Raw genomic sequence first — 19,716 nt, forward strand, 5'->3', positions numbered from 1 at the left:
GCCCGCTCAACCGCGGATCCGGGCGTGGTGTTCACGCTCCATCGCGGCCACCGCCTCGGTGACCACCGCATCCACGTCGCGGTCCGTCAGAGTGCGCGACTTGTCCTGCAAAATCAAGCCCATAGCGAGACTCTTGAAGCCCGGCTCTACCCCCTGGCCCACATAACGGTCGAACAGCGTCACCTGCTGCAGCAGCGGGCCGGCGGCCCGGCGCAGGGTGGCTTCCAGGTCGGCCCAGGCCGCCGCCTCGGGGACCAGGAAGGCCAGGTCGCGGCGGACCGAGGGGAACCGGGACAGGTCGCTGGCGCGCGGCAGGGCGCGGGCAGCCAGGGCGGCCAGGTCCAGCTCGAAGCCGAACACGTCGGCGTCGATGTCCATGGCCTTGGCCAGGCGCGGGTGGATCTGGCCGATCCAGCCCAGGCTGACCCCGTCACGCAGGACCTCGGCCGAGCGGGCCGGGTGGCCGTACGGGCGGGTCGAGGGCACGAAGCTGAGCACGGCGCCGGAGGCGGCGGCCAGCGATTCCAGGTCGCCCTTGAGGTCGTGGAAGTCGACCTTGCGGGTGGCCAGGCCCCACTGTTCCGGGGTGGCGTCGCCGCACACGGCCACGGCCACGCGCTGGGTTTCCAGCGGGGCGGCGCCCTGCCCGGCCTGCGGGTGGAACACGCGGCCCAGCTCGAACAGGCGCACGGTGGGCTGCTGGCGCGCGGCGTTGCGGCCCAGGGTGGCGACCAGACCCGGCAGCAGCGCCGGGCGCATCACCGCCAGCTCTGCCGAGAGCGGGTTGGCCAGGGCCACCACGTTGTCCTGCAACTGCCAGCTGGCCAGCAGGCCAGCGTCGACGAAGGCGTAGTTGATGGTTTCCTGCAGGTCGCGGGCGACCAGCTGGCGACGGGTGCTCAGGTCGTCCAGGCGGGTCTCGCTGGGCATGGCGATGCGCGCCGCGCCACCCGGCAGGGTGGTCGGAATGCGCTCGTAGCCGTGGATGCGGGCCAGCTCTTCGATCAGGTCTTCTTCGATGGCGATGTCGAAGCGGCGGCTGGGCGCGGTGACCTGCCAGCCGTCGGCGGCAGCGGCCACGTCCATGCCCAGCGCGCGCAGGATGCGCTCCACGTCGGCGTCGGCGATCTGGATGCCCAGCACGCGGGCGATGCGCGCGCGGCGCAGGCCGATGGTCGCGGTGGCCGGCAGGTCGTCCTGGCGCACGGCCTCGGTGACCGGGGCAGGGGTGCCGCCGGCCAGGTCCAGGACCAGGCGGGTGGCGTATTCGATGGCAGTGCGCGGCAGCGCCGGGTCCACGCCACGTTCGAAGCGGTGGCCGGCGTCGGTGTGCAGGCCCAGCTTGCGGCCACGGCCCATGATGGCGGCCGGGGCGAAGTGCGCGGCCTCCAGGAACACGGCGGTGGTGTCGTCGGTGACGCGGGTATCGAAGCCGCCCATCAGGCCGGCCAGGCCGACCGGACGGTCGGCGTCTGTGACCACCAGGAAGCTTTCATCGAGGGCGGCATCGCGGCCGTCCAGCAGCTTCAGGGTTTCGCCGGCGCGCGAGCGGCGCACGCCGATGCTGCCCTGCAGGGTGCCCAGGTCGTAGGCGTGCATCGGCTGGCCCAGTTCGAGCATCACGTACTGGGTGATGTCGACCAGCAGCGACACAGGGCGCACGCCGCTGCGGCGCAGGCGCTCGGCCATCCACAGCGGGGTGGCGGCGCGCGGGTTCACGCCTTCGATGACGCGGCCCAGGTAACGCGGGGCTTCGGCACCGGCGTTGAGCGCGATGGTCAGTTCACGGGTGCCCACGGCGGCCACTGGGGCAGCGTTGAACGGCACCACTTCGCTGGCGCACGCGGCGGCCACGTCGAAGGCGATGCCGCGCACGCTGAAGCAGTCGGCGCGGTTGGGGGTCAGCTTGATCTCGATGCTGGCGTCGGGCAGGCCGAGGTACTCGACCAGGGTCTGGCCGACCGGGGCGTCGTCAGGGAGCTCGAACAGGCCGGACGCGTCGCTGTCCAGGCCCAATTCCTTGGCCGAGCACAGCATGCCGTTGGACTCCACGCCACGCAGCTTGGCGGCCTTGATGGTCATGTCACCAAACTTGGCACCGACCATCGCCAGTGGCGCAACCAGCCCGGCGCGCGCGTTGGGCGCGCCGCACACGATCTGCAGGTGCTCGCCCTGCCCGGCGTCGACCTGGCAGATCTGCAGGCGGTCGGCTTCGGGATGGCGCTCGGCGGAAATGATGCGCGCGACCACCACGTGGTCGAGGTTCGCGCCGAGGTCGGTGACCTCTTCCACTTCCAGCCCGATCGCGGTCAGCACCGCGCTCAGCTCGGCGCGCGAGGCGGTGGTGGGAACGTGGCTGCGCAGCCAGTTTTCAGAGAATTTCATGGTGTCACCCTGGTGGGCCGGCGCACGCGCCTGGGCCGTAATTCAACAATCGTAGTGCCGGGCTCTGCCCGGCAGTCCGTCATCAGGCGAATTGTTTCAGGAACCGCACGTCGTTTTCGAAGAACGCGCGCAGGTCGTTCACGCCGTAACGCAGCATGGCGAAGCGCTCCACGCCCAGGCCGAAGGCGAAGCCGGTGTAGCGCTCCGGGTCGATGCCGACGCTGCGCAGCACGTTCGGGTGGACCATGCCGCAGCCGAGCACTTCCAGCCAGCGGGTGCTGCCGTCGGGCTGCTGCCAGGCGATGTCCACTTCCGCGCCGGGTTCCACGAACGGGAAGTAGCTGGGGCGGAAGCGCATTTCGAAGTCGCGCTCGAAGAACGCGCGCACGAACTCGGACAGGGTGCCCTTGAGGTCGGCGAAGGTCGAATGCTCGTCCACCAGCAGGCCTTCGACCTGGTGGAACATCGGCGAATGGGTCTGGTCGCTATCGCTGCGGTAGACCTTGCCGGCGGCGATCATGCGCAGCGGCGGCGCGTGGTCGCCCATGTAGCGCACCTGCACACCGGAGGTATGCGTGCGCAGCAGGCGGCCGTCGCCGAAGTAGAAGGTGTCGTGCATCGCACGCGCCGGGTGGTGCGGCGGGAAGTTCAGCGCTTCGAAGTTGTGCCAGTCGTCTTCGATTTCCGGGCCTTCAGACAGCTCGTAGCCGAGGCGGCCGAAGATTTCGGTGATGCGTTCCAGGGTGCGGGTCACCGGGTGCAGGCCACCGCGTTCGGCGGCACGGCCCGGCAGGGTGATGTCGATCGCTTCGGCGGCCAGGCGCGCGTCGAGCGCAGCGTCTTCCAGCACGGCCTTGCGGTCGCCCAGCGCGGTGGTCAGCGCGTCGCGCGCCTGGTTGATGGCTTCGCCGGCGGCCTTGCGCGCGTCGGCAGGCAACGCACCGAGCTGCTTGAGCTGGGCGGTGATGCTGCCGCTCTTGCCGAGCAGGGCCACGCGCAGCGCTTCAAGCGCATCGGGGCTCTGTGCGGCGGCCACGTCGGCCAGCGCCTGGGTGGTCAGGGATTGGATGTCACTCATGGATAGCCAGGACCTCGCGTCGGTATGCCTTCGCGATGCGCGCCGGGCCGACTCCCGGCGGCACAAAAAAGAATGGGGAAGGACTTGCGCCCTTCCCCATGCATTGCCTTACCCGCAGCCGTTGCGTTTACACGGCAACGGCGGGGAATGGACTTATGCCGCCAGCGCGCCCTTGGCCTTTTCGGCCAGTGCAGCAAAACCGGCTGCGTCGTGCACTGCGATATCGGCCAGGACCTTACGATCCAGGGTGATACCGGACTTCAGCAGGCCGTTCATGAAACGGCTGTAGCTCAGACCGTTGATGCGGGCAGCCGCGTTGATGCGGGTGATCCACAGCGAGCGGAAATTACGCTTCTTCTGCTTACGACCGATGTAGGCGTACTGCTGTGCCTTGATGACGGCCTGCTTGGCAACGCGGAAGACCTTGCGGCGTGCGTTGTAGTAACCCTTTGCAAGGGTCAGGATTTTCTTGTGGCGGCGACGTGCCTGTACACCACGCTTTACTCGAGCCATGGTTCAGTCCTCAGAGGTAGGGAAGCATACGGTTCAAACGGCCTGCGTCTTCTGCACGAACATGGTTCGTCTGACGCAGATTGCGCTTACGCTTGGTCGACTTCTTCGTGAGGATGTGGCTGCGGTTGGCGTGGCCAGCCTTGAACTTGCCGGAGGCGGTCTTGCGGAAACGCTTGGCCGCCGCCCGGTTGGTCTTGATCTTGGGCATTGCAATGTCCTTGATGATGTTTTTTTACTGACCAGGGCGGTGGCGATGCCACACTTTCCGTCCGTGCCCTTGCCTGCTTTTAAGCCCGGATTCCCCTCTGGGAACCGGGCGGGTCCTTCACCCCGCAATACGGGGCCGCCCATTATGCCAGCGACCGGAGCCGGTTGCAAATGGTTGATTGGGCGGGGGTAAGCGGCCGGACAGAGCCCGGCATTCAGCGGTTCAGCCACGCATGGCGTGGCTCTACGCTGGGGTCGCGCCGCTGGCGCGTTACTTCTTTTTCGGCGCGATCATCATGACCATCTGCCGGCCTTCCAGGCGCGGACGGGACTCGATCACGATGTCCTCGCCCAGATCGGCTTCGATCCGGTTGGCCATTTCGCGACCCAGTTCCTGATGGCTCATTTCACGGCCACGGAAGCGGATGTTCACCTTGATCTTGTCACCCTCTTCCAGGAAACCGCGCATCTTGCGCAGCTTGATCTGGTAGTCGCCTTCGTCGGTGACCGGGCGGAACTTCACTTCCTTGATTTCGACCTGCTTAGTCTTCTTCTTGGCCTCATTGGCCTTCTTCTGCGCTTCGAACTTGAACTTGCCGAAGTCCATGATCTTGCACACCGGCGGATCAGCCTGCGGCTGAATCTCGACCAGGTCCAGACCTTCGTCTTCGGCCATCGACAGCGCTTCATCACGCGTCAACACGCCAATCATTTCACCGTCGCTGCCGATCACGCGTACGCGCGGCACCCGGATTTCCTGATTCTTGCGGTTCTGTTTGTTGTCAGGGGTACTGATATTGCAATCTCCCAGAGGAATCAAACCGGCCCATGGCGGATCATCCGCGGGGCCGGGACTGTCTTACACGGACTGTTCTGCCTGCAACCGCTCGATGAAGGCCTGGACGGACATGCTGCCCAGATCCTCGCCCGAGCGCGTACGCACGGCTACGGCGCCATTTTCCTTCTCACGGTCGCCCACCACCAGCAGATACGGGACCCGCTGCAGCGTATGCTCGCGAATCTTATATCCGATCTTCTCGTTGCGCAAATCGGCCGTTACCCGGAGGCCTTGATCTGCAAGGGTTTTCCTGACCCCTTCTACGTATTCAGCCTGGGCGTCGGTGATATTGGCCACCACGGCCTGGACCGGGGCCAGCCAGGCCGGGAAGTGGCCGGCATGGTGCTCGATCAGGATGCCCAGGAAGCGCTCCATGGAGCCCACGATGGCCCGGTGCAGCATGACCGGGTGCTTCTTCTGGCTGGCTTCGTCCACGTACTCGGCGCCGAGGCGGCCGGGCATCATGAAGTCGACCTGCATGGTGCCCAGCTGCCAGGTGCGGCCGATGGCGTCCTTCAGGTGGTACTCGATCTTCGGGCCGTAGAACGCGCCCTCGCCCGGCAGCTCCTGCCATTCCACGCCACAGCTGGACAGCGCCGAGCGCAGCGCGCTTTCGGCTTTGTCCCAGGTGGCGTCGTCGCCCAGGCGCGATTCGGGGCGCAGCGCGATCTTGATCTGGATCTCTTCGAAGCCGAAGTGCTGGTACACCGCCAGCGCCTGCTGGTGGAAGGCGGTCACTTCCGATTCGATCTGCGCCTCGGTGCAGAACACGTGGCCGTCGTCCTGGGTGAAGCCGCGCACACGCAGGATGCCGTGCAGCGCGCCCGAGGGCTCGTTGCGGTGGCAGGAACCGAACTCACCGTAGCGGATCGGCAGGTCGCGGTAGCTGTGCAGGCCCTGGTTGAACACCTGCACGTGGCCCGGGCAGTTCATCGGCTTGACCGCGTAGGTGCGCTTCTCCGATTCGGTGAAGAACATGTTGTCCTGGTAGTTGTCCCAGTGGCCGGACTTCTTCCACAGGCTCACGTCCAGGATCTGCGGGCAGCGCACTTCGCCGTAGCCGCTCTTCTGGTAGACCTTGCGCATGTACTGCTCGACCACCTGCCACAGCGCCCAGCCCTTGGGGTGCCAGAACACCAGGCCCGGGGCCTCTTCCTGCAGGTGGAACAGGTCCTGCTGCTTGCCGATGCGGCGGTGGTCGCGCATTTCGGCTTCTTCAACGCGCTTGATGTACGCCTCGAGCTGCTTCTTGTCGGCCCAGGCGGTGCCGTAGACGCGCTGCAGCTGCTCGTTCTGCGCGTCGCCGCGCCAGTAGGCGCCGGAGATGCGGGTCAGCTTGAAGGCCTTCAGGAAGCGCGTGTTGGGCACGTGCGGGCCGCGGCACATGTCCACGTATTCCTGGTGGTAGTACATGCCCATGGCCTGGATGTCCGGCGACATGTCTTCGATCAGGCGCAGTTTGTAGTCTTCGCCACGGGCCTTGAAGATTTCCACCACCTCGGCGCGCGGGGTCAGCTTCTTGACCACGTCGTAGTCCTGCGCGATCAGCTCGCCCATGCGCTTTTCGATGGCGGCCATGTCGTCCGGGGTGAACGGGCGCTCGGAGAAGATGTCGTAATAGAAGCCTTCGGCGATGACCGGGCCGATCACCATCTTCACGTCCGGGTACAGCTGCTTGACCGCGTGGCCGAGCAGGTGGGCGCAGGAGTGGCGGATGATCTCCACGCCTTCCTCGTCCTTGGCGGTGATGATGCGCAGGCTGGCGTCGTGGTCGATCACGTCGCTGGCATCGACCAGGGTTCCGTCGACGGCACCGGCGATGGTGGCCTTGGCCAGGCCGGCACCGATCGACTGGGCGACGTCCATGACACTGACAGGGTTTTCGAACTCACGGCGGCTGCCGTCGGGAAGCGTGATCGCGATCATGGCTGGGTTTCGTGCTTTATTCGGATAAAAGAAAAGCGCCACGAGGGCGCCTGGGCAAGGGGCCGTCGGGAGCGTCAGCAGTGGGCGATGGTAGTGCTCATGTCGCACGCTGGACCGGCGCGGGGCGCGGGTCACCTTGGTACCAGGAAAAGGTGGATGGGGTCGATCTTAAACCAATCGGGGATTTCCTGCCCGCGCCGCATCACGTGGATGAATAGACCCTTGTGGCGAATGAAAACAGCAATGATTACCATATGCACATTGCCCGCAACCGTTGCCGGGCCTGCCTTTCCGAGGATTCCATGCGCTCCGCCGCCCGCCCCCTGCCCCGCCTGCTCAGTGCCGCCCTGCAGATTGCCCTGTTCGCCACCCCGAGCCTGGCCCTGGCCGAGGCCGCCGACAGCGCGCGCACCCTGGACACCGTGCAGGTCACCGCGCCGATCGCCACCGATTCGGGCAGCGCAACCAAGACCGACACGCCGCTGCGTGAGATTCCGCAGTCGATCTCGGTGATCACCGACCGCCAGATGCGCGACCGCGGCATCCACGGGGTGGAAGAAGCCGTGTGGTACACCGCTGGCGCCCAGGGCGGCCAGTACGGCGACGACACCCGCAGCGACTGGCTGCTGGTGCGCGGCTTCAAGCCGGCCCGCTACCTGGACGGCCTGGCCAGCGTGGAAGGCACCTGGACCGGCGAGTCGCGCATCGAGCCCTACGGGCTGGAACGCATCGACGTGCTCAAGGGGCCGGCCTCGGTCAACTACGGCGCAATGCCGCCGGGCGGGCTGGTCAACTTCGTCAGCAAGCGCCCGCACGCCAACCAGGCCCAGGAAGTGGAGCTGCAGGTCGGCAGCCACGACCTGAAGCAGGCCGCGTTCGACATCGGCGGTGCGCTCAATGACAGCGGCACCGTGCTGTACCGCCTGACCGGCCTGGCGCGCAACAGCGACAACATGATCGATCACGTCCACGACGACCGGTACTACTTCGCGCCAGCCGTGACCTGGACCCCGGACGAGGCCAACTCGCTCACCGTGCTGGCGCGCTACCAGAAAAACGACACGGTGGAGGCCGGCGGCTTCCTGCCGTATGAGGGCACCATGGTGCCGGGCGCGAATGGCCGCTACATCCGCCGCAGCTTCTTCGGCGGCGAGCCGGGCGTGAACGACTACACCAAGGAAACCGCGTCGCTGGGCTACGAGTTCCGCCACGACTTCGGCGATGAAACCGTGTTCGCGCAGAACGTGCGCTACACCTGGGCCGAGGTGGACGCCAGCGCCGGCACGCTGGGCCTGTTCGGCCTGGCCGCGCCGGGCAGCACCGAACTGGTGCGCTACTACTACCCGCGCATGAACACCTCGCGCAGCTTCGCCATCGACAACAACCTGACCTTCCGCTTCGCCACCGGCGCGGCCGAGCACACGCTGCTGGCCGGGCTGGATTACCGTCGTTCGGAAGACGACTACGCCTCGGCGTTCGCGTTCGGCGCACCGTCGCTGGATGCCTACAACCCGGTGTACGGCGCGCCGGTGACCATTCCGGACTACACCTCGCGCCAGGCTGCAGACCCAGGGCACGCTGGGCCTGTACCTGCAGGACCAGATCCGCATCGACCGCTGGCTGCTCACGCTGGCCGGGCGCCAGGACTGGGTGGGCACCGACACCGACCAGCGCATCGGCACGCCGAGCTCGGCGCACCAGAGCGATGACCAGTTCTCCGGCAAGGTCGGCGTGAACTACCTGTTCGACAACGGCCTGAGCCCGTACGTGAGCTGGTCGCAGTCGTTCCAGACCACGATCGGCACCGATTTCTCCGGCAAGGCGTTCTCGCCGACCACCGGCGAACAGTACGAAGCGGGCATCAAGTACCAGCCGGCCGGCGGCAAGCTGCTGCTGACCGCAGCGGTGTACCAGATCGACCAGGACAACACCCTCACCGTGGATCCGGAACACACCCTGTTCTCGATCCAGCAGGGCCAGACCCGGGTGCGCGGCGGCGAGCTGGAAGGCCGCTGGAACATCGGCCAGGGCCTGAGCATCTATGGCGCCTACACCCACCTGGACGCCAAGGTGCGGCAGAGCACCGACGACGCCTCGGTCGGCAAGCGCGTGGCGCTGGTGCCGAAGCAGAGCGCCTCGCTCGGCGCGGACTACACCTTCACCCAGGGCGTGCTGAGCGGCTTCGGTTTCGGCGGCGGCGTGCGCTACAACGGCGGCATCTACGGCGACATCTACAACCAGTGGTACACGCCGTCGTTCACCCTGTTCGACGCGGCCGTGCATTACGACCGTGGCCCGTGGCGGGTGCAGGTCAACGCCAGCAACCTGACCGCCAAGGAATACGTCTCGGCCTGCAACAGCAGCACCTGGTGCTACTACGGCTACTCGCGCACCGTCACTGCCAGCGTCCGGTACCAGTGGTGAGTGCCGATACTCTGGCGATGCTGTACTGCGCGCTGGCTGGCCTCGCGTCGGCGTTTTCGGCGCTGGCGTTCTATGCCGCCTCACCGCATTGCCGCTGGCCGCGCCTGCGCCGTGGTGCGCGGCTGGGCCGCCAGCTCGGGCTGGTGGCGGCCGCCACGTCGCTGTGGCTGTGGATGGGCCAGCTCGGCCTGGCCACCGGCCTGTGCGTCACGCTGGGGATCTGGATGCTGACCGCGCTGGTGCTGCCCTACCTGGCCGCCTGGACGCGGCCCGAAGCAGAGGCGCGACGCTGATGTGGGCACGTGCACTGGCCGGCCTGCTGGCCGGCTTCTTCGTGGCGGCTGCGGCCGCCGGCCTGATCACCTGGGTGCCGCCGGGTTCGTGGCAGTCGGTGATCGTGCCCAGCATGGTCGCTTTCATTCCGTTGTGGATGCTGGCCGCGCTGTGGGCATTCGCGTTCCGCACCGGGCTGCGCGCGTGGCTGTGGCTCAGTGCCAGCGCCGCGTTCGGCTTCGGCCTGCTGTGGCTGCTGCGCCACTTCGATTGGGTGCAGTGAGGTCTATTCGATGAAATTCAGTTCGCTCACCCTGCGCACCTTCACCACGCTGCACACCTGGGTCGGCCTGGTGGCCGGCTTTGCATTGTTCGTGGCGTTCTACGCCGGTGCGATCACCGTGTTCCACCACGACCTGCCGCTGTGGCAGTCGCCGCAGGGCATGGACCAGCCGGCGCAGACCCTGGACGACGCGCAGCGCCTGCTCGATGGCGTGCTGGCCAAGCACCCGGACGCGCGCAAGCACATCGGCATGACCTTCCCGGGCGCGGAGACGCCGCAGTCCATCGCGTACTGGCAGGACGCCAAGGGCACCTGGCTGTTCGCCTGGGCCGACCATGTGGATGGCAGCCCTACTCCACCGCAGGCGGGGTTGGCCGAGCTGGTCAATGAACTGCACTACACGCTGGGCCTGCCGGTGGCGGGCATCTACCTGATGGGCGTGGTCAGCCTGCTGTACGGGCTGGCGCTGCTGTCCGGGCTGGTGATCCACCTGCCCAAGCTGGTCGGTGATCTGTTCGCGCTGCGCCCGGGCCGGAATCTTAAACAGATGTGGCAGGACGCGCACAACGTGATCGGCGTGCTGAGCCTGCCGTTCCACCTGCTGTTCGCGGTGACCGGTGCGCTGTTGTGCCTGATGTTCCTGCAGATGGCCGCCCTCAACCCGCTGATTTACGACGGCAAGCTGCTGGCGGCGATTCCCGATGCGACCGATACCGCACCGATCCGCGCGCCGGCCAACGAGCCGGTGCGTGCCGGCAGCCTGACGATGCTGCATGCGCGCTCGATTGCGGTGGCCAACGAGATGGGCCAGCAGCGCTTCGAGCCGGCGTACCTCAAACTGGCCAATGCCGGCGATGCCAATGCGGTGATCGAGATCACCGGCGACGGTGGCGTGTCGCTCGGCCCGCTGGGCGCGGTGGCGATGGACGCCAACACCGGCGAGGTCCTGCACACCCAGCTGCCGGGCCAGCGCGACGCCAACCATGCGACGCTGGCGGCGGCCTATGCGCTGCACTTCGGCGAGTTCGGCAACGGGCTGGTGCCGTGGCTGTACTTCGTGCTCGGGCTCGGTGGTGCGTTCCTGTTCTATTCGGGCAACCTGCTGTGGATCGAGTCGCGCCGCAAGCGCCGCCAGGCCGAACAGGGGCGCGCGCAGGTGAACATGGCGCGGGCCACGGTAGGCGTATGCATCGGGCTGTGCGTGGCGGTATCGGCCGCGTTCGTGAGCGTGCAGCTGCTGGAGCATCTGGCACCGGCGCACGCCGACGCTGGCATGCGCTGGACCTGCTTCCTGGTCTGGGGCGGTTGTGCCCTGTGGGCGGCGCTGCGCGCGCCATCCAGGGCCGCCGTGGAGCTGCTGTGGGCGGCCGCCGTGGTCACCGCGTTGATCCCGGTGGTGCACGGGGCGATGAGCGGGCTGTGGCTGTGGACCAGTGCCATGCACGGGTATTGGCCGTTGTTCTGGGTGGATGGTGTGGCGTTGGCAATGGCGGTCGGTTTCGCAGCGATGGCGCAGGCGACCCGTCGCCGTGCGGTCCACGGCGACCCAAACAGCGTTTGGGCGCACGCGCGGTAGAGCCACACCCTGCGTGGCTGAACCTCCCGCCGAAAAGCAGCCACGCAGGGCGTGGCTCTACCGGAAGGGGGCCGCCATTGCGTTGAGCAGGCTGGCCTGGTCGTCATCACCCGTCAGCTCCCAGGTGAACACGCCGCGCAGCTTCTGTTCCTTGGCGAAATCCGCACGGATGCCGATCGACTGCGGGTCTTCGTAGCTGATGAACACCTTCTGCGCCGGGTTGTACAACCACGGGGTCTGCGCCACCGGGTGCCAGTGGCGCTGCCAACCGGGCTTGCCGAGGAATTCGGCCTTTATGCGGCGCCAGTCGCCGGCGTCGAACGGCGCGCTGTACGGCTGGTACAGGCCATCGGCGCCTGCACCGGTGACGTTGAATCCGCGCCCATAAAACGGCACGCCCAGCACCAGCTTGTCGGCCGGCACGCCGTGGTCGCGGTAGAACTGCACTGCCGCTTCCACGTTGTTCCAGCGGCGCTGCTCCTTCGCCAACGGGTCCTGCGGCACTTCGCGCAGCGGCGCGTTGAAGGTTGAGACCTTCGAGAAGCCGGTGCCCATGTCGTAGCTCATCAGGTTGATGAAATCGAGCTGTGCGCCCAGTTCCTTCAACTCATAGCTCAGCGCCGGGTCGTAGGGCCCATCGGTCTGCACGCGACCGGCCGGCAGCGCGGCGGTGAGCAGGCGGTGCGGGCCCTTGCCGCCGTCCAGCGCGTCCAGCTGGCGGCGGAACTCCTGCACCAGCAGGGTCATGTTGTGGCGGTCTTCGGGGCGGTCGGTGATTTCCAGCGGGCCGCCAGACACCGGGAACTCCCAGTCGATATCCACGCCGTCGAAACTGCCGCGATGCTGCTCGAAGAACATCGCCACGCAGGAGCCACGAAACGCTCGCGGCTTTCCGGGGTGAGCGCCGCATCGGAGAAACCGCCTGCGTTCCAGCCACCGATGGAGATCATGCTGTGCAGCTGCGGGTGCGCACGCTTGAGCGCGGCCAGCGCCTTGAAGTGTGCCGGTGCAGCAGCGTCCACCACGCAACGACCGTCTTCAATGCGGGCGAAGGCGTAGAACAGATGGGTGAGCGTGTCGGCCGGAATGCTGGCCACCGCGTAGCGTTCGGCTGACCCGCCAGGATAGTAGGCGCCGATCACGGTGTTCGACGCGGGCGCGGCGTGGCTGGACAGCGGCAGTGCGGCGACGATGGCCGCACCGAGCAGGGAGACGATGAAACGGGACATGGCAACTCCGTGGACCTGGATGAGGCCAACGGTAGCAAGCCGCGCAGGCGCGTGGCGGGATGTCCTGCGAATCTGTCCGGCGGACACGCGACGGCGCCCTGCGAGGGTCAGCGCGGACAAAAAAAAACGGGCCGAAGCCCGTTTTTCTTTCAGGAGGAGTGACGACCAGCGGCCGTCACCCACCGCCTGATCATTCTGCCGAAGCGCCTTCACCTTCTTCGACGGCCTTCATCGACAGGCGGATACGGCCCTGCTTGTCGACTTCCAGCACCTTGACCTTGACCACGTCGCCTTCCTTCAGCTTGTCGCCGACCTTCTCGACGCGCTCGCTGGAGATCTGCGAGACGTGCACCAGGCCGTCCTTGCCCGGCAGGATGGTCACGAACGCACCGAAGTCCATGATCTTGGCGACCTTGCCTTCGTAGATGCGACCCGGCTCGACGTCCGAGGTGATCTGCTCGATGCGGGCCTTGGCGGCCTGCGCGGCAATGGCGTTGACCGAAGCGATGACGATGGTGCCGTCGTCCTGGATGTCGATCTGGGTGCCGGTTTCCTTGGTGATGGCCTGGATGGTGGAACCACCCTTGCCGATCACTTCGCGGATCTTGTCCGGGTGGATCTTGATGGTCAGCAGGCGCGGCGCGTAGTCCGACAGCTCTTCGCGCGGGGCGGTCAGGCCGTGGGCCATTTCACCCAGGATGTGCAGACGGCCGGCCTTGGCCTGCTGCAGGGCCTGCTTCATGATCTCTTCGGTGATGCCTTCGATCTTGATGTCCATCTGCAGGGCGGAGATGCCCTCAGCGGTACCGGCAACCTTGAAGTCCATGTCGCCCAGGTGGTCTTCGTCACCCAGGATGTCGGACAGGACGACGAAGCGCTCGCCTTCCTTGACCAGGCCCATGGCGATACCGGCCACCGGCGACTTGACCGGCACGCCGGCGTCCATCAGGGCCAGCGAGGAACCGCAGACCGAGGCCATCGACGAGGAACCGTTCGACTCGGTGATTTCCGAGACCACGCGGATGGTGTACGGGAAGGCTTCCAGCGACGGCATCACTGCCAGCACGCCGCGCTTGGCGAGGCGGCCGTGGCCGATTTCGCGACGCTTCGGGCCCATCATGCGGCCGGTCTCACCCACCGAGTACGGCGGGAAGTTGTAATGGAACAGGAAGTTGTCCTTGTACTCGCCCGAGACGGCGTCGATCACCTGGCCGTCGCGTGCGGTGCCCAGGGTGATGGCGACGATGGCCTGGGTTTCACCACGGGTGAACAGCGAGGAACCGTGGACGCGCGGCAGGATGCCGGTCTTCACGGCGATCGGGCGGACAGTGTCCAGCGCACGGCCGTCGATGCGGACCTTGGTGTCCAGCACCGAGTTGCGCATGGTGCTGTATTCCAGCTCGCCGAATTCCTTCGACAGTTCGGCCGGGTTCCAGCCGTCGGCGGCAACGCGGCCGGCCAGCGACTCGGTCACGTCCTTCTTGATCGCCGAGATGGCGTCGCGGCGCTGCAGCTTGTCGCGCACCTGGAAGGCTTCGCCCAGGCGCGGGCCGATGGCTTCCTGCAGGGCGCTGATCAGCGCGTCGTTCTTGGCCGGGGCGACCCAGGTCGACGGCTTGGTGCCGGCTTCCACGGTCAGCTCGTTGATGGCGTTGATGACCTTCTGCATTTCGCGGTGACCGAAGGTCACGGCGCCCAGCATCACGTCTTCGGACAGCAGCGCGGCTTCGGACTCGACCATCAGCACGGCGTTGGCGGTACCAGCCACGACCAGTTCCAGCTCCGAATCCTTCAGTTCGGTCACGGTCGGGTTGAGGATGTACTCACCGTTCTTGTAACCCACCTTGGCGGCGGCGATCGGACCCTTGAACGGGGTGCCGGCCAGCGACAGGGCGGCCGAAGCACCGATCAGCGCCGGGATGTCGCCGTCGATGTCCGGGTTCAGCGACATCACCGTGGCGATGATCTGAACTTCGTTCTTGTAGTCTTCCGGGAACAGCGGACGGATCGGGCGATCGATCAGGCGCGAAATCAGCGTCTCTTTTTCGGTCGCGCGGCCTTCGCGCTTGAAGAAGCCACCCGGGATGCGGCCACCGGCGTAGAACTTCTCCTGATAGTCACAGGTCAGCGGGAAGAAGTCCTGGCCCTCACGCGCGCTCTTGGCAGCCACGGCGGAGACCAGCAGCACGGTGTCGTCGAACTTGACGATGACGGCGCCACCGGCCTGACGGGCGATTTCGCCGGTTTCAAGCGTGACGGTGTGCTTGCCGTACTGGAAGGTTTTGGTGATTTTTGCCACGGGGGATGTCCTTGGGATGATGCTGTCTTCGAATGGACCGCAGGCGACCCTTGCCGCCGACGGGTGACCGGTAGTCCGGTCCAAGCGATGTATTCGGTACTGCCAAAACAAAACCGCGGCGCATTCCTGCGCCGCGGTCGGGATTCTTGCTTAGCGACGCAGGCCGAGCTTTTCGATCAGGGCCTTGTAACGCGGGGCGTCTTTCTTCTTCAGGTAGTCCAGCAGGCTGCGGCGGCGGTTGACCATCTGCAGCAGGCCACGACGGCTGTGGTGATCCTTCTTGTGGGCCTTGAAGTGGCCGGTCAGCAGCTCGATGCGGGCGGTGAGCAGGGCGACCTGCACTTCCGGGGAGCCGGTATCGGCGGCGCTGCGCTTGTTTTCTTCAATGACCTTCTGGGTGTCGATCGACATTGCTTTCTTCTCTTTTAGATGCGTGGCCCGCAGAAACGTCCCATTGACGTACCGCGCGACTCGCCGTTAACGAAATGATGAACCCGCAGAAGCGGGCATGCCTGAAAAGGCCGCGAAATTGTAACGTTCGCGGCCTCCCGGGACAAGCGCCGGGTACGTCCGGGTCAGAGGTTGAAGCAGCGCTGCGGGGACAGCCGGCCCGTCTCGTCGACCTCGCCAAGCCCCAGGATCGGGCCGTTCGGGCCGTATACCGCGACCGTGCCCGCGCCCCAGGCCGGGTCGCGCAGGCGCTGCCCCACCGAGAACCGGGGTGCCTGTTCAGCATCCAGGTCGATTCGCGGATAGTCCGCCAGGCCGGCCGCCAGCGGCAGCAGCAGGGCTTCCAGAGCGGTTTCGTCGCCCTGCCCGGCCAGCTCGCGCAGGCTGTCCAGGGTGACCATGGGGGCGTCGCGGAACGGGTCCACCCAGAGGCGGCGCAGCCCGGCGATGTGGGCGCCGCAGCCCAGGGTCTCGCCCAGGTCGCGGGCCAGGCTGCGGATGTAGGTGCCTGAACCGCAGGTCACCCGCAGCGACAAGCGGGTCGGCTGCTGGTCCAGCACCTCGATGGCGTGGACCTCCACGTCGCGCTCCGGCGCTTCGATGGTCTCGCCACGACGCGCCTTCATGTACAGCGGTTCGCCACCCTGCTTGAGGGCGGAATAGATCGGTGCGCGCTGTCGTATCCGGCCCTTCAGCGGCGCCAGTGCGGCTTCGAGCTGCTCACGGCTGATGGCGGGCACGGGGCGTTCCAGCAGCACGCTGCCGTCGGAATCGTCGGTGTCGGTGGTCTGGCCCAGCACCACCTCGGCGTCGTAGGCCTTGGCCGAGCCCAGCAGCAGGCCGGCGATCTTGGTGGCCTCGCCGAAGCACAGCGGCAGCAGGCCGGTGGCGAGCGGGTCGAGGCTGCCGGTGTGGCCGCCCTTTTCAGCACGGAACAGACGGCGCGCGATCTGCAGCGCGGCGTTGGAGCTCATGCCGGCGGGCTTGTCGAGCAGCAGGATGCCGTCGAGGCGACGGAAGGTGATTCGGGTCATGGTATTTCGAATGTGACAACAGCCCTTTCGGGCTGTCGTGGTTGGATCACTTGGCTTCGGTGTTGTTGTCGTCGTCGCCGTCTTCGGCTTCGCGGCTCTTTTCCGCCGCCAGCGTGTCAGGCAGGTCACGCAACAGGTTGTCGATGCGCTCGCCACGGTCGACCGAGTCGTCGTAGTGGAAGTGCAGCTCCGGCACGTGGCGCAGCTTCATGGCCTTGGCCAGTTCCATGCGCAGGCCCCAGGCGATTTCCTTCAGGCCCTTCATCGCCTCTTCCGAACGTTCCGGCATGAGGGCGGTGACGAAGATCTTGGCGTGCGCCATGTCACGCGTGATTTCCACGTCGGACACACTCACCGAAGGCAGGCCGTGTTCACGCACCGCGTTGTGCACGAGCGTACCCAGCTCACGGCGGATCTGGGCGGAAACACGGTCGGTTCGATGGAAGGTTTTGGGCACAGGTGGTCTCTTGGTTCTTTGAGTGTCCGGCCAGCGGCCGGACCTACGGTATCTGTTCGCGGCCCGACCGAGGGGGTCGGGCCGCGCGGGGTATTACAGGGTACGCGGCACTTCGATACGTTCGAAGCATTCGATCTGGTCGCCGGCCTTCACGTCGTTGTAAGCCTTCACGCCGATACCGCATTCGGTACCGTTGCGGACTTCTTCCACGTTTTCCTTGAAGCGACGCAGCGATTCCAGCTCGCCTTCGAACACCACCACGCTGTCGCGCAGGACGCGGATCGGCTTGCTGCGCTTGACCGTGCCCTCGATGACCATACAGCCGGCCACGGCACCGAACTTGGAGCTGCGGAACACGTCGCGGACCTGGGCGATACCGATGATCTCTTCGCGGATTTCCACGCCGAGCAGACCGGATGCCACCTGCTTCACCTGGTCGATCACGTCATAGATGATCGAGAAGTAACGCAGGTCCACGCCATTGGATTCGATGATGCGACGCGCCGAAGCGTCCGCACGCACGTTGAAGCCGATGACGGTGGCCTTGGAGGCGACGGCCGAGTTGGCGTCGGACTCGGTGATGCCGCCCACGCCGGAGTGGATCACGTTGATGCGGATGTCGTCGTTGGACAGACCCACCAGGGCCTGGCTCAGCGCCTGCACCGAACCCTGCACGTCGGCCTTGATCACCAGGTTCAGCACCTGCTGGCCATTGCCCTTGCCCAGGGTCGCCATGATGTCTTCCATGCGGCTGCCGGCGGACTGCACCATGCGCGATTCACGGCGCTTGGTTTCGCGCTGCTGCGCGACGTCCTTGGCCAGGCGCTCGTCCTCGACCACGACGAAGTCGTCGCCTGCGTCCGGCACGCCGGACAGGCCCAGCACCTGCACCGGAATCGACGGACCAGCGTGGTCCGGCTGCTTGCCGGTTTCGTCGAACAGCGCGCGCACGCGGCCGTACTGGATGCCGCACACCAGGTAGTCGCCCTTCTTCAGCGAACCCTGCTGCACCAGCACGGTGGCGATCGGGCCACGACCCTTGTCCAGCGAGGACTCGATGACCACGCCGCTGGCGCGGCCTTCGGCCACGGCCTTCAGTTCCAGCAGTTCGGCCTGGATCGAGATGGCGTCCAGCAGGTTGTCGACGCCCGTGCCAGCCTTGGCCGAGATCTCCACCATCTGGATGTCGCCACCGAAGTCTTCGGCCACGACCTGCTCGGTGAGCAGCTCGTTCTTGACCCTCATCGGGTCGGCACCGGACTTGTCCATCTTGTTGATCGCCACGATCAGCGGGACGCCGGCCGAGCGGGCGTGCTGGATGGCTTCCTTGGTCTGCGGCATGACGCCGTCGTCGGCTGCCACCACCAGCACCACGATGTCGGTCAGCTTGGCACCGCGGGCACGCATCGAGGTAAACGCGGCGTGGCCCGGGGTATCCAGGAAGCTGATCACGCCCTTCGGCGTTTCAACGTGGTACGCACCGATGTGCTGGGTGATGCCGCCGGCTTCGCCGGTGGCGACCTTGGTGCGGCGGATGTAATCCAGCAGCGAGGTCTTGCCGTGGTCGACGTGGCCCATGATGGTGACCACCGGCGGACGCGCAATGGCTTCGCCCTGCTCGCCTTCGTTCAACGCCAGCAGCGCGTCTTCGGCGTCGTTGGTGTTGGCACGGGTCACGTTGTGGCCGAGTTCTTCGGTCACCAGCGCGGCGGTGTCGTGGTCGATGGTCTGGGTGATGGTGGCCATCACGCCCATCTTGAACAGCGCCTTGACCACGTCGCCGCCCTTCAGGGCCAGCTTCTGGGCCAGGTCGGCCACGGTGATGGTGTCGCCGATGGTGACGTCACGCACGATCGGAGCGACCGGACGTTCGAAACCATGGGCACCGCCGCCGCTGCGCGACTGGTTGCTGTCGCGGCGACCCGGCTGGGCACGCCCACCCGGACGACCACGCGTGTTGCTGTTGTTGCCACGGCGCGCACGGTCGGCGGCCGACAGGTGCATCTGGCCGGCGAAGCGGTTGCCACCGTCTTCGTCGCGCTTGGCGCCGGGGCGGTTGTTGTTCGAATTGCGGTCATCCGCACGACCGGCCGGGCGGGCCGGAGCCGGTGCCGACGGACGCGCGGCAGCACGTGCCGGCGCTTCGCTGGCGGCCGGGCGCGGTGCAGCCACGGGTGCCGGCGGCGCGTTCTTTGCGGCTTCCGCAGCGGCTTCGGCGGCCTTGCGCTCGGCTTCGGCGCGGTCCTTGGCGTCCTGCTCTTCCTGGCGCTTGCGTGCGATTTCTTCGTCGCGCACACGGTCCTTTTCGGCCAGCGAACGCTGCTCGTCCAGATTGCGCTGGCGGGATTCCTCCAGCTTGCGCAGGATGTCGGCGCGCTCCTCATCCGGCGTCATCGCCTTGCCACTGGCGTCCTTGGTGTAGGTGCGCTTCTGGCGCACTTCCACGTTGACGGTGGTCTTGCTGCGGCCAGCGCTGACGGTCACTTCCTGCAACTTGCGACGGTTCAGGGTGATCTTCTTTGCCGCCTCGTCTGCGCTTTCGACGGGCTGCTCGGCCTTGCCATGCGAACGACGAAGGAAGCCCAGGAGCTTCACCTTCTCGGTGCTGGTCACGACCTGGTCGGGACCGCTGAACTTCATGCCGGCTTCGGCAAGTTGTACAAGCAGTTTTTCGACCGGCGTGTTGACCAGTTCGGCAAGCTTGCGGATGGTGGTTTGCTGCGACATTCGGATCCTATGATCTG

General features: G+C 66.4%; 16 protein-coding genes and 1 pseudogene. 5 read left to right on the top strand and 12 right to left on the bottom strand.

Going from position 1 to position 19,716, the window contains the following annotated elements:
• Nucleotides 1-6 precede the first annotated feature (6 nt).
• From pheT to thrS, 6 genes are all read right to left on the bottom strand, one after another.
• Nucleotides 7-2,385 carry a phenylalanine--tRNA ligase subunit beta gene (gene pheT, locus HGB51_RS04685; protein WP_070207832.1) on the bottom strand — a complete coding sequence of 793 codons (2,379 nt, stop codon included), beginning with the start codon at nucleotides 2,383-2,385 and terminating at the stop codon, nucleotides 7-9.
• 82 nt (nucleotides 2,386-2,467) lie between these two features.
• The gene (gene pheS / locus HGB51_RS04690) at nucleotides 2,468-3,463 is read right to left on the bottom strand and encodes a phenylalanine--tRNA ligase subunit alpha (RefSeq protein ID WP_070207831.1); all 996 of its coding nucleotides are present in this window, start codon (nucleotides 3,461-3,463) and stop codon (nucleotides 2,468-2,470) included.
• A 153-nt stretch (nucleotides 3,464-3,616) separates the two neighbouring features.
• Nucleotides 3,617-3,976: a 50S ribosomal protein L20 gene (gene rplT, locus HGB51_RS04695; RefSeq protein WP_017355264.1), complete on the bottom strand. Its 360-nt coding sequence runs from the start codon at nucleotides 3,974-3,976 to the stop codon at nucleotides 3,617-3,619.
• 10 nt (nucleotides 3,977-3,986) lie between these two features.
• Nucleotides 3,987-4,184, bottom strand: coding sequence for a 50S ribosomal protein L35 (rpmI, locus tag HGB51_RS04700; protein WP_017355265.1), 198 nt, complete (start codon nucleotides 4,182-4,184; stop codon nucleotides 3,987-3,989).
• Between the two features lie 270 nt (nucleotides 4,185-4,454).
• The gene (gene infC / locus HGB51_RS04705; protein ID WP_026070650.1) at nucleotides 4,455-4,994 is read right to left on the bottom strand and encodes a translation initiation factor IF-3; all 540 of its coding nucleotides are present in this window, start codon (nucleotides 4,992-4,994) and stop codon (nucleotides 4,455-4,457) included.
• Nucleotides 4,995-5,042: 48 nt separating this feature from the next.
• Nucleotides 5,043-6,947 carry a threonine--tRNA ligase gene (thrS, locus tag HGB51_RS04710; RefSeq protein WP_070207830.1) on the bottom strand — a complete coding sequence of 635 codons (1,905 nt, stop codon included), beginning with the start codon at nucleotides 6,945-6,947 and terminating at the stop codon, nucleotides 5,043-5,045.
• Between the two features lie 302 nt (nucleotides 6,948-7,249).
• Between thrS and HGB51_RS04715 the strand changes: the two genes are divergently transcribed.
• From HGB51_RS04715 to HGB51_RS04730, 5 genes are read left to right on the top strand one after another with little or no spacing between them, the layout of a single operon-like run.
• On the top strand, nucleotides 7,250-8,656 hold the full coding sequence (locus HGB51_RS04715) for a TonB-dependent siderophore receptor (protein ID WP_246233405.1): 1,407 nt from the start codon (nucleotides 7,250-7,252) through the stop codon (nucleotides 8,654-8,656).
• The gene (locus HGB51_RS20250; RefSeq protein WP_246233468.1) at nucleotides 8,568-9,371 is read left to right on the top strand and encodes a TonB-dependent siderophore receptor; all 804 of its coding nucleotides are present in this window, start codon (nucleotides 8,568-8,570) and stop codon (nucleotides 9,369-9,371) included. The genes HGB51_RS04715 and HGB51_RS20250 overlap by 89 nt, the downstream gene beginning before the upstream one ends.
• Entirely contained in the window at nucleotides 9,368-9,664 is a 297-nt protein-coding gene (locus HGB51_RS04720) for a hypothetical protein (RefSeq protein ID WP_256123603.1), read from the top strand. The genes HGB51_RS20250 and HGB51_RS04720 overlap by 4 nt, the downstream gene beginning before the upstream one ends.
• Nucleotides 9,664-9,927 carry a hypothetical protein gene (locus HGB51_RS04725; protein ID WP_070207828.1) on the top strand — a complete coding sequence of 88 codons (264 nt, stop codon included), beginning with the start codon at nucleotides 9,664-9,666 and terminating at the stop codon, nucleotides 9,925-9,927. Before HGB51_RS04720 ends, HGB51_RS04725 begins: the two co-directional genes overlap by 1 nt.
• Before the next feature lie 10 nt (nucleotides 9,928-9,937).
• Nucleotides 9,938-11,503, top strand: coding sequence for a PepSY-associated TM helix domain-containing protein (locus HGB51_RS04730; protein ID WP_070207827.1), 1,566 nt, complete (start codon nucleotides 9,938-9,940; stop codon nucleotides 11,501-11,503).
• Between the two features lie 57 nt (nucleotides 11,504-11,560).
• Here the strand turns inward: HGB51_RS04730 and HGB51_RS04735 are convergent.
• The 6 genes and pseudogenes from HGB51_RS04735 to infB form a co-directional block, all read right to left on the bottom strand.
• A pseudogene (locus HGB51_RS04735) lies at nucleotides 11,561-12,732 on the bottom strand (glycoside hydrolase family 18 protein).
• 190 nt (nucleotides 12,733-12,922) lie between these two features.
• Nucleotides 12,923-15,031, bottom strand: a complete 2,109-nt coding sequence (pnp, locus tag HGB51_RS04740) for a polyribonucleotide nucleotidyltransferase (RefSeq protein WP_070207826.1) — start codon at nucleotides 15,029-15,031, stop codon at nucleotides 12,923-12,925.
• Nucleotides 15,032-15,181: 150 nt separating this feature from the next.
• The gene (gene rpsO, locus HGB51_RS04745; RefSeq protein WP_070207825.1) at nucleotides 15,182-15,442 is read right to left on the bottom strand and encodes a 30S ribosomal protein S15; all 261 of its coding nucleotides are present in this window, start codon (nucleotides 15,440-15,442) and stop codon (nucleotides 15,182-15,184) included.
• Nucleotides 15,443-15,606: 164 nt separating this feature from the next.
• Nucleotides 15,607-16,515, bottom strand: coding sequence for a tRNA pseudouridine(55) synthase TruB (gene truB / locus HGB51_RS04750; RefSeq protein WP_070207824.1), 909 nt, complete (start codon nucleotides 16,513-16,515; stop codon nucleotides 15,607-15,609).
• A gap of 46 nt (nucleotides 16,516-16,561) precedes the next feature.
• Complete coding sequence (gene rbfA, locus HGB51_RS04755; protein ID WP_070207823.1) at nucleotides 16,562-16,972, bottom strand: 30S ribosome-binding factor RbfA; 411 nt, start codon at nucleotides 16,970-16,972, stop codon at nucleotides 16,562-16,564.
• Nucleotides 16,973-17,065: 93 nt separating this feature from the next.
• Nucleotides 17,066-19,699, bottom strand: coding sequence for a translation initiation factor IF-2 (gene infB / locus HGB51_RS04760; protein WP_070207822.1), 2,634 nt, complete (start codon nucleotides 19,697-19,699; stop codon nucleotides 17,066-17,068).
• Nucleotides 19,700-19,716 lie beyond the last annotated feature (17 nt).

The organism is Stenotrophomonas bentonitica, from assembly GCF_013185915.1.
GTDB classification, from domain to species: domain Bacteria; phylum Pseudomonadota; class Gammaproteobacteria; order Xanthomonadales; family Xanthomonadaceae; genus Stenotrophomonas; species Stenotrophomonas bentonitica.

Bases quoted from the DNA above. Each gene is read 5' to 3' on its own strand.
- rpmI (WP_017355265.1), bottom strand. From the start codon at position 4,184: ATGCCCAAGATCAAGACCAACCGGGCGGCGGCCAAGCGTTTCCGCAAG.
- HGB51_RS04730 (WP_070207827.1), top strand. From the start codon at position 9,938: ATGAAATTCAGTTCGCTCACCCTGCGCACCTTCACCACGCTGCACACC.
- rpsO (WP_070207825.1), bottom strand. From the start codon at position 15,442: ATGTCGATCGACACCCAGAAGGTCATTGAAGAAAACAAGCGCAGCGCC.
- pheT (WP_070207832.1), bottom strand. From the start codon at position 2,385: ATGAAATTCTCTGAAAACTGGCTGCGCAGCCACGTTCCCACCACCGCC.
- thrS (WP_070207830.1), bottom strand. From the start codon at position 6,947: ATGATCGCGATCACGCTTCCCGACGGCAGCCGCCGTGAGTTCGAAAAC.
- infB (WP_070207822.1), bottom strand. From the start codon at position 19,699: ATGTCGCAGCAAACCACCATCCGCAAGCTTGCCGAACTGGTCAACACG.
- HGB51_RS04715 (WP_246233405.1), top strand. From the start codon at position 7,250: ATGCGCTCCGCCGCCCGCCCCCTGCCCCGCCTGCTCAGTGCCGCCCTG.
- rplT (WP_017355264.1), bottom strand. From the start codon at position 3,976: ATGGCTCGAGTAAAGCGTGGTGTACAGGCACGTCGCCGCCACAAGAAA.
- truB (WP_070207824.1), bottom strand. From the start codon at position 16,515: ATGACCCGAATCACCTTCCGTCGCCTCGACGGCATCCTGCTGCTCGAC.
- HGB51_RS04725 (WP_070207828.1), top strand. From the start codon at position 9,664: ATGTGGGCACGTGCACTGGCCGGCCTGCTGGCCGGCTTCTTCGTGGCG.
- pheS (WP_070207831.1), bottom strand. From the start codon at position 3,463: ATGAGTGACATCCAATCCCTGACCACCCAGGCGCTGGCCGACGTGGCC.